The 12,802-nt window shown below is 72.3% G+C and carries 9 protein-coding genes; 6 read left to right on the plus strand and 3 right to left on the minus strand.

Features of this window, described 5'->3' with window-relative positions; all coding sequences use genetic code 11:
• Positions 1–172: 172 nt before the first annotated feature.
• Entirely contained in the window at positions 173–3,250 is a 3,078-nt protein-coding gene (gene uvrA / locus ACGF3J_RS28080; protein WP_161327400.1) for an excinuclease ABC subunit UvrA, read from the plus strand.
• Positions 3,251–3,443: 193 nt separating this feature from the next.
• Here uvrA and ACGF3J_RS28085 read toward each other — a convergent pair whose 3' ends face one another.
• A complete protein-coding gene (locus ACGF3J_RS28085; RefSeq protein ID WP_161327437.1) occupies positions 3,444–4,352 on the minus strand; it encodes a carbohydrate kinase in 909 nt (302 codons plus the stop codon).
• The gene (locus ACGF3J_RS28090) at positions 4,349–5,413 is read right to left on the minus strand and encodes a LacI family DNA-binding transcriptional regulator (protein WP_161327438.1); all 1,065 of its coding nucleotides are present in this window, start codon (positions 5,411–5,413) and stop codon (positions 4,349–4,351) included. The genes ACGF3J_RS28085 and ACGF3J_RS28090 overlap by 4 nt, the downstream gene beginning before the upstream one ends.
• Before the next feature lie 205 nt (positions 5,414–5,618).
• On the opposite strand from ACGF3J_RS28090, the gene ACGF3J_RS28095 reads away from it, so the two are divergent.
• Positions 5,619–6,044, plus strand: coding sequence for a Rieske (2Fe-2S) protein (locus ACGF3J_RS28095; protein WP_161327439.1), 426 nt, complete (start codon positions 5,619–5,621; stop codon positions 6,042–6,044).
• Positions 6,045–6,092: 48 nt separating this feature from the next.
• On the opposite strand, the gene ACGF3J_RS28100 is transcribed toward ACGF3J_RS28095, so the two are convergent.
• The gene (locus ACGF3J_RS28100; protein WP_161327440.1) at positions 6,093–7,043 is read right to left on the minus strand and encodes a hypothetical protein; all 951 of its coding nucleotides are present in this window, start codon (positions 7,041–7,043) and stop codon (positions 6,093–6,095) included.
• A gap of 353 nt (positions 7,044–7,396) precedes the next feature.
• Here ACGF3J_RS28100 and uvrC point away from each other — a divergent pair, with 353 nt between their 5' ends.
• From uvrC to whiA, 4 genes are read left to right on the plus strand one after another with little or no spacing between them, the layout of a single operon-like run.
• A complete protein-coding gene (gene uvrC / locus ACGF3J_RS28105; RefSeq protein ID WP_161327441.1) occupies positions 7,397–9,661 on the plus strand; it encodes an excinuclease ABC subunit UvrC in 2,265 nt (754 codons plus the stop codon).
• The gene (gene rapZ, locus ACGF3J_RS28110; RefSeq protein ID WP_161327442.1) at positions 9,658–10,674 is read left to right on the plus strand and encodes an RNase adapter RapZ; all 1,017 of its coding nucleotides are present in this window, start codon (positions 9,658–9,660) and stop codon (positions 10,672–10,674) included. The genes uvrC and rapZ overlap by 4 nt, the downstream gene beginning before the upstream one ends.
• A complete protein-coding gene (yvcK, locus tag ACGF3J_RS28115; RefSeq protein WP_161327443.1) occupies positions 10,671–11,762 on the plus strand; it encodes a uridine diphosphate-N-acetylglucosamine-binding protein YvcK in 1,092 nt (363 codons plus the stop codon). The genes rapZ and yvcK overlap by 4 nt, the downstream gene beginning before the upstream one ends.
• Positions 11,753–12,745, plus strand: a complete 993-nt coding sequence (gene whiA, locus ACGF3J_RS28120; protein WP_122615079.1) for a DNA-binding protein WhiA — start codon at positions 11,753–11,755, stop codon at positions 12,743–12,745. The genes yvcK and whiA overlap by 10 nt, the downstream gene beginning before the upstream one ends.
• The last annotated feature ends 57 nt before the right edge of the window (positions 12,746–12,802 follow it).

Raw genomic sequence — 12,802 nt, forward strand, 5'->3', positions numbered from 1 at the left:
CCGCAATTCGAATGCACGTGCTATAAGGTCGGAGGCGGCGTCGGGCATGCTGGGAAGTCGGGGTTTGTTGACAACCGGTGAATCCGACCGGCGTTGTCAGTGGCTCCCCCTAGTCTGAGAAAAGACGGGGGCCTCGCCCCTGTCACTTCTCTCAAGAAAGGTGCGGACCGGCGTGGCCGACCGTCTCATCGTCCGTGGCGCGCGCGAGCACAACCTGAAGAACGTCTCGCTCGACCTGCCGCGTGACTCGCTCATCGTCTTCACGGGCCTCTCCGGGTCGGGCAAGTCCTCCCTGGCCTTCGACACCATCTTCGCCGAGGGCCAGCGGCGCTACGTGGAGTCGCTCTCCTCCTACGCACGGCAGTTCCTCGGCCAGATGGACAAGCCGGACGTCGACTTCATCGAGGGACTGTCCCCGGCGGTCTCCATCGACCAGAAGTCGACCTCGCGCAACCCGCGCTCCACGGTCGGCACCATCACCGAGGTCTACGACTACCTGCGCCTGCTCTTCGCCCGCATCGGCAAGCCGCACTGCCCGGAATGCGGCCGGCCGATCTCGCGCCAGTCGCCGCAGGCCATCGTCGACAAGGTCCTCGAGCTGCCGGAGGGCAGCCGCTTCCAGGTGCTGTCGCCGCTGGTGCGCGAGCGCAAGGGCGAGTTCGTCGACCTGTTCGCGGAGCTCCAGACCAAGGGTTACTCCCGCGCGCGGGTGGACGGCGAGACCATCCAGCTCTCCACCCCGCCGACGCTGAAGAAGCAGGAGAAGCACACCATCGAGGTGGTCGTCGACCGCCTCACCGTCAAGGACTCGGCCAAGCGCCGCCTCACGGACTCCGTCGAGACCGCGCTCGGCCTGTCCGGCGGCATGGTCGTGCTCGACTTCGTCGACCTCCCCGAGGACGACCCCGAGCGCGAGCGCATGTACTCGGAGCACCTGTACTGCCCGTACGACGACCTGTCCTTCGAGGAGCTGGAGCCCCGCTCCTTCTCCTTCAACTCGCCCTTCGGCGCCTGCCCCGACTGCTCCGGCATCGGCACCCGCATGGAGGTCGACCCGGAGCTGATCGTCCCCGACGAGGACAAGTCCCTCGACGAGGGCGCCATCCACCCCTGGTCGCACGGGCACACCAAGGACTACTTCGGCCGACTGATCGGCGCCCTCGCGGACGCGCTCGGCTTCCGCACGGACATCCCCTTCGCGGGCCTCCCGCTGCGCGCCCGCAAGGCCCTGCTGTACGGCCACAAGACCCAGGTCGAGGTCCGCTACCGCAACCGGTACGGCCGCGAGCGCCGGTACACCACGGCCTTCGAGGGCGCCATCCCCTTCGTCAAGCGCCGGCACAGCGAGGCCGAGAGCGACGCCAGCCGCGAGCGCTTCGAGGGCTACATGCGCGAGGTGCCCTGCCCCACCTGTGAGGGCACCCGGCTCAAGCCCCTCGTCCTCGCGGTCACCGTCATGGGCAAGTCGATCGCCGAGGTCTCGGCGATGTCCATCAGCGACTGCGCCGACTTCCTGGGCGAGCTCAAGCTCAGCGCCCGCGACAAGAAGATCGCCGAGCGCGTGCTCAAGGAGGTCAACGAGCGGCTCCGCTTCCTGGTCGACGTCGGCCTGGACTACCTCTCGCTGAACCGCGCGGCCGGCACGCTCTCCGGCGGCGAGGCCCAGCGCATCCGGCTGGCCACCCAGATCGGCTCCGGACTCGTCGGCGTGCTCTACGTCCTCGACGAGCCGTCCATCGGTCTGCACCAGCGCGACAACCACCGGCTGATCGAGACCCTGGTCCGGCTCCGCGACATGGGTAACACCCTCATCGTCGTCGAGCACGACGAGGACACCATCAAGGTCGCCGACTGGATCGTCGACATCGGCCCCGGCGCCGGTGAGCACGGCGGCAAGGTCGTGCACAGCGGCTCCCTCAAGGGACTGCTCGACAACGCCGAGTCGCAGACGGGCCTGTACCTGTCCGGCAGGAAGGCCATCCCGCTGCCCGACATCCGGCGCCCGCACGACCCGTCCCGGCAGCTCACGGTGCACGGCGCCAGGGAGAACAACCTCCAGGACATCGACGTGTCCTTCCCGCTGGGCGTCTTCACGGCCGTCACCGGTGTCTCCGGCTCCGGCAAGTCGACCCTGGTCAACGACATCCTGTACACGCACCTGGCCCGCGAACTGAACGGCGCCAGGAGCGTGCCCGGCCGCCACACGCGCGTGGACGGCGACGACCTCGTCGACAAGGTCGTGCACGTCGACCAGTCGCCCATCGGCCGCACCCCGCGGTCCAACCCGGCGACGTACACGGGAGTCTTCGACCACGTCCGCAAGCTGTTCGCCGAGACGACGGAGGCGAAGGTCCGCGGCTATCTGCCCGGCCGCTTCTCCTTCAACGTCAAGGGCGGCCGCTGCGAGAACTGCGCGGGCGACGGCACGATCAAGATCGAGATGAACTTCCTCCCGGACGTCTACGTCCCTTGCGAGGTCTGCCACGGTGCCCGGTACAACCGGGAGACCCTGGAGGTCCACTACAAGGGCAAGTCCATCGCCGACGTCCTGAACATGCCGATCGAGGAGGCGACCGACTTCTTCGAGGCGGTCCCCGCGATCTCCCGGCACATGAAGACGCTCAAGGACGTCGGCCTCGGCTACGTCCGGCTCGGCCAGTCCGCGACCACGCTGTCCGGTGGTGAAGCCCAGCGCGTCAAGCTCGCCAGCGAGCTGCAGCGCCGCTCCACCGGCCGTACGGTCTACGTCCTGGACGAGCCGACCACCGGTCTGCACTTCGAGGACATCAGCAAGCTGCTGACGGTCCTGGCCGGCCTGGTCGACAAGGGCAACACGGTCATCGTCATCGAGCACAACCTCGACGTGATCAAGACCGCCGACTGGGTCGTCGACATGGGCCCCGAGGGCGGTGCCGGCGGTGGCCTGGTGGTCGCCGAGGGCACGCCCGAGCAGGTCGCCGGGGTTGCCACCAGCCACACCGGCAAGTTCCTGCGGGACGTCCTCGGTGCCGACCGGATCAGCGACGCGTCCTCCGTGCGGAGCCCGCGCAAGGCGGCGGCGAAGACGGTGGCGTCCAAGGCCACCGCCAAGAAGACCGCGACGAAGTCGGTCGCGGACACGGCCGCCAAGAAGGCCGCTTCCAAGGGGGCCGCGGCGAAGAAGACCACCGCGAAGACCTCCGCCGCGAAGACGGCCAAGAAGGCCGCCAAGCCCACCGCGAAGAAGACGACGCGGACGAGCAAGGCCTGAGCCGAGTCCGGCGCCGCACCGGCCGACATCGAAGCGCCGGGGCCCACGATCTCCGTGGGCTCCGGCGCTTCGCACATGCGGCCCCGGGCCGGCCGGGCGGGCGCGCCCGCGGGCTTGACGACCCGCGTTGGTCGGTCCGCGCCCGCCGGGCGCGCGGTCGGACGGTCATGCGCCGTCACACGGTCCTGCGCCGTCAGGCGGTCATCTCGTGGGCGTACGGCGGTTCGGCGCCCGCGCGGGAGCAGGTGATCGCGGCCGCGCGGGCGGCGAAGCCCAGCAGCCCCGTCCATCCCTCCGGTCCCAGGGCGGCCAGGCCGTCGGGGTCGAGGGCGTCGCGTGCCGCGAGGCCGTGCAGCAGTGCCGCGTTCACCGTGTCGCCCGCACCGATCGTGTCCACCACCTCGACCCGTTCGCCCGGCACCGCGTACTCGCCCCCGTCGCGGGTGAACGCGGTGAGCCCGGCGCCGCCCCGGGTGACCACGACCGCCGCCGGTCCGGACGCCAGCCACTCCCGGGGCGTGCCGCCGAGCCACGCGGCATCCTCCTCGGACAACTTCAGCAGCGACACGGACGGCAGCCAGCTCTTGAACCGGGCCCGGTAGGCGTCCGGGTCCGGAATCAGTCCGGCCCTGATGTTCGGGTCCAGCGCCGTGAAGACGCCCCGCGCGGCCGTCTCGCGCAGCAGCCCCTCGTAGGCGCTCGCACCCGGCTCCAGCACCAGCGAGCAGGTCCCGAAGGACACCGCCCGGGTGCCCGGCGGCAGGCCGGCGGGCTCACCGAACAGCCGGTCCGCCGTGCCGTCCACGTAGAAGGAGTACGCGGCCGACCCCTCCGCGTCCACCGAGGCCACGGCGAGCGTCGTCGGCTCGGTCCCGCGCTGCACGGGCGCGACGTCCACCCCCGTCTCCCGCAGCCGTTCCAGGAGTGCCTCGCCGAAGGCGTCGTACGAGACCCGGGAGCAGAAGGCGGTGGGGAAGCCGAGGCGGCCCAGTGCGACGGCCGTGTTGTACGGGCCACCACCGAGGGCGGGCCGCAGTGCGGCGAGGGCGCCCGTGCCCTGCGGTACCAGGTCGATCAGTGCCTCACCGGCGACGACGATCACGGGAGGGTCCTTTCGTGAGCGGTGACGTGGGCGTGCTCGGTCTGCTCGGGGCAGCCGCAGGACGTGCGGTGGACGAAGGTGCAGGGCAGGCGCACGGTCCGGGCGGGCCGGTCCGGCGCGGCGAGGCGTTCCAGCAGCAGCCGGACGGCCTGCGCACCGAGGTCCGTGCTGGGCTGGGCGACGGCGGTGAGGCGCGGTGTGAAGAGGTCGGCCCACGCGAAGTCGTCGAAGCAGCACAGCGCGAGGTCGCCGGGCACGGACAGGCCCCGGTCGCGGAGGGCACGCAGCGCTCCGATGGTCATCGCGTTGTTGGCCGTGACCAGCGCGGTGGGCGGCACCGCCCGCGACAGCAGGGCCGCGGTGGCTCTTTCGCCGCCGTCCGCCTCGGAGTCGCCGTGGACGAGCAGGCGGTCGTCGTAGGGCAGCCCGGCTGCCGCGAGGCCGTGCCGGTACCCGGTGATCCGCTCACGCGTCGTGCTGAGCCCCGGCCTGCCCGCGACCAGGCCGATGCGGCGATGGCCGAGTCCGGCGAGATGGCCGACCAGCAGCGCCGTCGGCTCGGCGCCCTCCGCGCAGACCTGGTCGAAGCGCGGCGCGCCGTCGCCCTCCGGCACCTCGACCACCCGGTCGAGGAACACGGCCGGCACCCGGTGGCGCCCGAGATAGGCGACCAGGTCCCCCGGCTCTGCGGAGGGCGCGACGATCATGCCGTCCACGCGCCGCTCGTGCAGCAGCTGTACGACCTTGCGCTCGTGCCCGGGGTCGTCGTGCGGGTCGGCGATGAGCAGGCTGTAGCCGTGCTCCAGCGCACTGGCCTCGACGCCCTGGAGGATCTCCGTGAAGTACGGGTTGCTGATCGCCGACACCGCGAGCCCGATCGAGCGGGTGCGGGAGGTCACCAGGGAACGGGCCAGCGTGTTGGGGGTGTAGCCCAGCTCCTCGACGGCGTCGAGCACCGCCTGGCGGGTGGCGGGCAGGACCGGACGGGTGTCGTTGAGCACGTGCGAGACGGTCGCCACGGAGACTCCGGCGCTCCGTGCGACGTCCACCATGGTCGGCATCGGCCTCCCCACCTCCGTATCGCCGCGCACCGGCTCCGTGCCGCGTGTGCGTGCGTCGGCCGGGACCGTACCCCATGCGCCGGGTCGGCGTAAACGCTTGCGCAAACGTTTACGCCGCCGTTCCGAACACCCCCACCCGCCCCGAAGCGCGGCCCCGCCCGCCGGATATCGTCGCCCTGCACGCCCCCTGAACAGTGGAGAACCCATGCCTGGCCGCCCTGCCCCGAGCCGCCGTACCGTCCTGCGCTCGGCGGCCCTCACGCCCGTCGCCGGACTCGCGGCGGCCGCCTGCTCACCGGGCGACGACGGCGCCGCCCCGGCCAGGCCCACCGCGCCCGTCGAGCTGGGAGCGGAGGGCGAGGTCGCCAAGGGCGCGACGAAGCTCTACCCCGACGGCAACGTGGTGGTCAGCCGGGCCGAGGACGGCACCCTGAAGGCGTTCAGCACGGTCTGCACGCACGCGGGGTGCCCCATTAAGAAGCTGGAGGGCACGAAGCTGGTCTGTCCCTGTCACGGCAGCGAGTTCGACGCCCGGACCGGTGAGGTGCTGCACGCCCCGGCGACCTCGCCGCTCATCGAACTCCCGGTCGAGGTGAAGCAGGGCCGCATCGTCGCGAGCCCCGGGACCTGACCGCGGCGGGCGAGGAGCCGCCGGCTCACCTTGCCCGCCCGCGCCCGCCTACTCCCAGTCCCACCCGATCCCCAGCATCCCGGTCCGCGCCCGCGGCTCCACGAGGTGCACCGAGTGATGCCGGCCGCTGAGGGCAAGCTCCTGCCGGCCGCCGCGCGGTGCCGCCGGCGAGTGCTGGGTGAACCGGTGGCAGCGCACCGGCAGCACCGCGGCGTCGAACCGCACCTGGAGCGCGTACTGCCCGCCCGCCGAACCGAACCCGCGGACGTACTCCCGTGACACCCCCGCCGTGCCGTCCTCCACGCCGTAGCGGAAGAGATGGGTGTCCCCGGCGCGCAGCCGCGTGTCGAAGAGCACCTCGGTCACCAGCAGACCGGTGTCGTGGTGGGTGCGGACGCGTCCCGTGCGGCAGTTCTCCAGCGCGTGGACGGTCATCCGCGCGGGAGCGCATCCCGGATCGCCGTAGTGGACGGCGACGAAGCGGTCGACGCCGTCGCGGTGGGCGCGGACGATGTGGTGCGACTCGCGTCCCGCCAGTTCCCGGTGTGCTCCGACGCGGATCAGTTCGTGGTGGCCGAGGATGTGCACCCCGCTGTCCGGCGACGGCTGGTCCAGTTCGGCCAGCAGGCGGTCCAGGACCCCCGAAGCCTCCAGGTGGGCGCGGTAGGAGCGGGCGGCGGGCCGCCGCTCGGGGGAGTCCTCCTCGGCCTCGGCGAGCAGGCGGATCAGCGATTCCTCGGGCAGCTGGAGTATCTCCTCCAGGGCTCGCACCGCCCGCAGCGACTCGGGTCGCTGCGGGCGGCGGGCGCCCTGCTGCCAGTAGCTCAGGCTGGTGACGCCCACCCTCACCCCGTGGCGCGACAGATGGTGCTGCACGCGCTGCAGCGGTAGACCGCGAGCGGCGATCGCGGCGCGCAGGGCGACGTGGAAGGGGCCACCGCGCAGGGCCGAGTCGAGTTCCGCGGTGGCGACGTCCGCGTGCTGTGTGGCGTGCGGCATGCAGGGGCCTTTCTGTGAAGTTCACGACGGCTGGTCAGACCGTTCGACGCGGATCGGCCGGGGCCGCCCTTCCCCCGGTCGCGGCGCATCGGTCTTCACATCCGTACGCCGTGCTTCAGGGCCCCGAGTCCCCCCGCATTGAAGCGTGTTGACCTAGTCCCGACAACACCTGACGCCCGACCGTCACGCACTCCTGGCCGAGAACGCACGGCCCCGCCGCCCCGAGGGCACGCGGCGTGACCGGCCGGCCCCGGACCGTCCTCCCCGGGCTTTCCCGGCGGCCGTCCACAGGGGTCGGCCCCGTCGTCCACAGCCCCGCCGGAGTGTCGGCCCTCGCCAGTAGGGTGTGAGTCATGGCCGACCCCTCCAGCTACCGCCCCAGGCCGGGTGAGATCCCGGACTCCCCGGGGGTGTACAGGTTCCGTGACGAGCACCGCCGGGTGATCTACGTCGGAAAGGCGAAGAGCCTGCGCCAGCGCCTGGCGAACTACTTCCAGGACCTGGCGAACCTCCACCCCCGCACCCGCACCATGGTCACCACGGCCGCGTCCGTGGAGTGGACCGTGGTGTCCACGGAGGTCGAGGCGCTCCAGCTGGAGTACTCCTGGATCAAGGAGTACGACCCCCGGTTCAACGTCAAATACCGCGACGACAAGAGCTATCCGTACCTCGCGGTGACGATGAACGAGGAGTTCCCGCGCGTCCAGGTGATGCGCGGCCACAAGAAGAAGGGCGTGCGCTACTTCGGGCCGTACGGGCACGCCTGGGCGATCCGCGACACGGTCGACCTCCTGTTGCGCGTCTTCCCGGTGCGCACCTGCTCCGCCGGTGTCTTCAAGAACGCCGCCCGTACCGGCCGCCCCTGTCTGCTCGGCTACATCGGCAAGTGCTCCGCCCCCTGCGTGGAGCGGATCTCCGCCGAGGACCACCAGGAGCTGGCCGAGGAGTTCTGCGACTTCATGGCCGGCCGCACCGGCACCTATCTGCGCCGTCTGGAGCGGAAGATGGGCGAGGCGGCCGAGGACATGGAGTACGAGCGGGCGGCGCGCCTGCGCGACGACATCGGGGCGCTCAGGAAGGCCATGGAGAAGAGCGCGGTCGTGCTCGCCGACGCCACCGACGCCGACCTGATCGCGGTCGCGGAGGACGAGCTGGAGGCCGCCGTCCAGATCTTCCACGTGCGCGGCGGACGCGTGCGCGGACAGCGCGGCTGGGTCACCGACAAGGTGGAGGAGATCACCACCGGCGCGCTCGTGGAACACGCCCTCCAGCAGTTGTACGGGGAGGAGAGCGGGGACGCCGTGCCCAAGGAGGTCCTGGTCCCCGCCCTGCCCGATCCGGTGGAGCCGGTCCAGCAGTGGCTGACCGACCGCCGGGGTTCGGGCGTGTCGCTGCGCATCCCGCAGCGCGGCGACAAGAAGGCCCTGATGGAGACCGTCCAGCGCAACGCCCAGCAGGCACTCGTCCTGCACAAGACCAAGCGCGCCTCCGACCTGACGACGCGTTCGCGCGCCCTGGAGGAGATCGCCGACGCCCTGGATCTCGACAGCGCCCCGCTGCGGATCGAGTGCTACGACATCTCCCACCTCCAGGGCGACGACGTCGTGGCCTCCATGGTCGTCTTCGAGGACGGACTGGCCCGGAAGAGCGAATACCGCCGCTTCCAGATCAAGGGCTTCCGGGGACAGGACGACGTCCGTTCCATGCACGAGGTCATCACCCGCCGCTTCCGCCGCTATCTCGCCGAGAAGGAGCGGACCGGCGAGTGGACGGACGGGGAGGACGACGGCGTCACGACGGCCACCACCAACGGCGAGACTCCCGGCCACGGCACCGCACCCGGCCACGACGCCGGGCCCGGCCACGGCAGCGCACCCGACGACGACGCCGGTCCCGGCCACGGCAGCGCACCCGGCCACGACGCCACGCCCGGCCACGGCACCGCGCCCGCCCCCCACGCCACGCCCCGCGACGCCGACGACGACCTCGTCCTCACGGACGGGCCTGCCCTCAAGGACGACGACGGCCGCCCCAAGCGCTTCGCCTACCCGCCGCAGCTCGTCGTCGTCGACGGCGGACAGCCGCAGGTGGCGGCCGCCCAGCGGGCTCTGGACGAGCTCGGCATCGACGACATCGCCGTCTGCGGCCTCGCCAAGCGGCTGGAGGAGGTCTGGCTGCCCCGCGAGGACGACCCGGTCGTCCTGCCGCGCACCAGCGAGGGCCTGTACCTGCTCCAGCGGGTCCGCGACGAGGCCCACCGCTTCGCGATCACCTATCAGCGCACCAAGCGTGCCAAACGCTTCCGCTCCAGCCCGCTGGACGAGGTGCCGGGCCTGGGGGAGACCCGTAAGCAGGCGCTGATCAAGCACTTCGGTTCGGTGAAGAAGCTGCGGTCGGCGACGATCGACCAGATCTGCGAGGTGCCCGGCATAGGCCGGAAGACGGCCGAGACGGTCGCCGTGGCCCTCGCCCGGGCCACCCCGGCCGCGCCCGCCGTCAACACGGCGACCGGAGAGATCATGGATGACGAGGACGGGGCGCCCGAGACGACGGCGGACGCCCCGGGGGAGCCCGTGTCCGCGGGCACCCCGGACGAACGACGGGGGCAGGAGAGATGACCGAGCACGAGGCACGGCCCACAGCCGGACGAGAACAGACCCACCGCACGACCGGCGAGGAAGCCGGCCCGCAGACGGCCGGCCCCGGACCGGGCCAGGACGACGGAGCACAGGTGAGTACGGGCAAGGAAACAGCCGGGGCGCACGAGGCGGCCATCCCCGAGCTGGTGATCATCTCCGGCATGTCCGGAGCCGGCCGCTCGACGGCCGCCAAGTGTCTGGAGGACCTCGGCTGGTTCGTCGTCGACAACCTGCCGCCCGCGCTGATCCCCACCATGGTGGAGCTCGGCGCCCGCTCGCAGGGCAACGTGGCCCGGATCGCGGTCGTCGTCGACGTCCGCGGCCGGCGCTTCTTCGACAACCTGCGCGAATCCCTCGCGGACCTCGACACCCGCGGGGTCACCCGGCGGATCGTCTTCCTGGAGTCCTCCGACGACGCGCTGGTGCGCCGCTTCGAGTCGGTGCGCCGCCCGCACCCCCTCCAGGGCGACGGCCGCATCGTCGACGGCATCGCCGCCGAGCGGCAGCTCCTGCGCGAGCTGCGCGGCGACGCCGACCTGGTGATCGACACCTCCAGCCTCAACGTGCACGAGCTGCGCGCCAAGATGGACGCCCAGTTCGCCGGTGAGGAGGAGCCCGAGCTGCGGGCCACCGTCATGTCCTTCGGCTTCAAGTACGGCCTCCCGGTCGACGCCGACCTGGTCGTGGACATGCGCTTCCTGCCCAACCCGCACTGGGTCCCGGAGCTGCGCCCCTTCACCGGCCTGAACGAGGAGGTGTCCTCGTACGTCCTCAACCAGCCGGGCGCCAAGGAGTTCCTCGACCGCTACGCCGAGCTGCTCCAGCTGATCGCCGCGGGCTACCGTCGGGAGGGCAAGCGCTATGTGACCGTCGCCGTCGGCTGCACGGGCGGCAAGCACCGGTCCGTGGCCATGTCGGAGAAGCTCGCCGCCCGGCTCGCCGCCGAGGGCGTGGAGACGGTGGTCGTCCACCGGGACATGGGACGGGAATGACTGGACGTACTCCGCGGCTGAGCAGGCTGCGCCGGGTGGTGCCCGAGGGGCGCGGCGGCAGGCCCGCCGAGACCCGCGCCGCCCGGCCCGAACAGGCGCGCGGCGGCAGACCGCGCCGCCGGGGCGCCCAGCCCAAGGTCGTCGCCCTCGGCGGCGGCATGGGACTGTCCGCCTCGCTCGCCGCACTGCGCCGGATCACCGGCGACCTGACCGCCGTCGTCACCGTGGCCGACGACGGCGGCTCCAGCGGGCGCCTGCGCGACGAGCTGGGCGTGCTGCCCCCCGGCGACCTGCGCAAGGCGCTGGCCGCGCTGTGCGGCGACGACGACTGGGGCCAGACCTGGGCCCGCGTCATCCAGCACCGCTTCCAGTCCCAGGGCGACCTGCACGAACACGCGGTCGGCAATCTGCTGATCGTCGCCCTGTGGGAGCAGCTCGGCGACCACGTCCAGGCGCTGGACCTGGTCGGCAAGCTGCTCGGCGCGCACGGGCGGGTGCTGCCCATGTCCGCCGTCCCGCTGGAGCTGCAGGCCCTGGTCCGGGGACACGACCCCGGCCGCCCGGACGAGGTGGACACCGTCCGGGGGCAGGCGACGGTGGCGCTCACGCCCGGTGAGGTGCAGTCCGTGCACCTGGTGCCGGGCGCCCCGCCGGCCGTCCCCGAGGCGGTCGACGCCGTCCTGGACGCCGACTGGGTCGTGCTCGGTCCGGGCTCCTGGTTCTCCTCGGTCATCCCGCACCTGCTCGTGCCGGATCTGCTGGACGCACTGGCCGAGACGAAGGCCCGCCGGGTCCTCTCCCTGAACCTCGCCCCCCAGCCCGGAGAAACCGAGGGGTTCTCTCCGCAGCGTCATTTGGAGGTTTTGGGACGACACGCCCCTAAACTCGCCCTGGACGTGGTGCTGGCCGACGAGGCCGCCGTGCCCGACCGTGACTCGCTCACCGACGCCGCGAAACGGTTCGGCGCCGCGGTCGAACTGGCTCCGGTCGCCCGGACCGACGGGACCCCGAGGCACGACCCGGAGCTGCTGGCCGCCGCGTACGACCGTATTTTTCGGATGCATGGAAGGATCGGCCCATGGCGATGACGGCAGCGGTGAAGGACGAGATCTCCCGGCTCCCCGTCACCCGGACCTGCTGCAGAAAGGCGGAGGTATCCGCCATCCTGCGGTTCGCCGGCGGCCTTCACCTGGTGAGCGGGCGCATCGTGATCGAGGCGGAGCTGGACACGGCGCGGGCGGCCCGCAGGCTGAAGCAGGACATCCTGGAGATCTTCGGCCACAGCTCGGAGCTGATCGTGATGGCTCCGGGCGGGCTAAGGCGCGGCTCGCGTTACGTCGTCCGGGTGGTCGCGGGCGGTGACCAGCTGGCCCGGCAGACCGGCCTGGTGGACGGGCGGGGCCGCCCCATCCGCGGCCTGCCGCCGCAGGTGGTCTCGGGGGCCACCTGCGACGCCGAGGCCGCCTGGCGCGGTGCCTTCCTGGCGCACGGCTCGCTCACCGAGCCCGGCCGTTCCTCCTCCCTGGAGGTGACCTGCCCGGGTCCCGAGGCCGCGCTCGCCCTGGTCGGCGCCGCCCGCCGGCTCTCGATCCCCGCCAAGGCCCGCGAGGTGCGCGGCGTGGACCGCGTCGTCGTCCGCGACGGCGACGCGATCGGCGCCCTGCTCACCAGGCTCGGCGCCCACGACTCGGTGCTGGCCTGGGAGGAGCGGCGGCTGCGCCGCGAGGTCCGCGCCACCGCCAACCGCCTCGCCAACTTCGACGACGCCAACCTGCGCCGCTCGGCCCGCGCGGCCGTCGCCGCGGGCGCCCGGGTCCAGCGGGCCCTGGAGATCCTCGCCGACGACGTGCCGGAGCACCTCGCGGCCGCCGGCCGGCTCCGGATGGAGCACAAGCAGGCCTCCCTGGAGGAGCTGGGCGCCCTCGCGGACCCGCCGCTGACCAAGGACGCCGTCGCGGGCCGCATCCGCCGCCTGCTCGCCATGGCCGACAAGCGGGCCTCGGACCTCGGCATCCCCGGCACGGACGCCAACCTCGGTGAGGAGGAGCTGGCGGACAACCTCGTCGGCTGACCGAACACGCGCCGGCCCGTCGTACACACCGCCGCACACGCGCCGACGCGGCCGCAC

It is taken from the genome of Streptomyces sp. NPDC048171, from assembly GCF_043202655.1.
Lineage (GTDB): Bacteria > Actinomycetota > Actinomycetes > Streptomycetales > Streptomycetaceae > Streptomyces.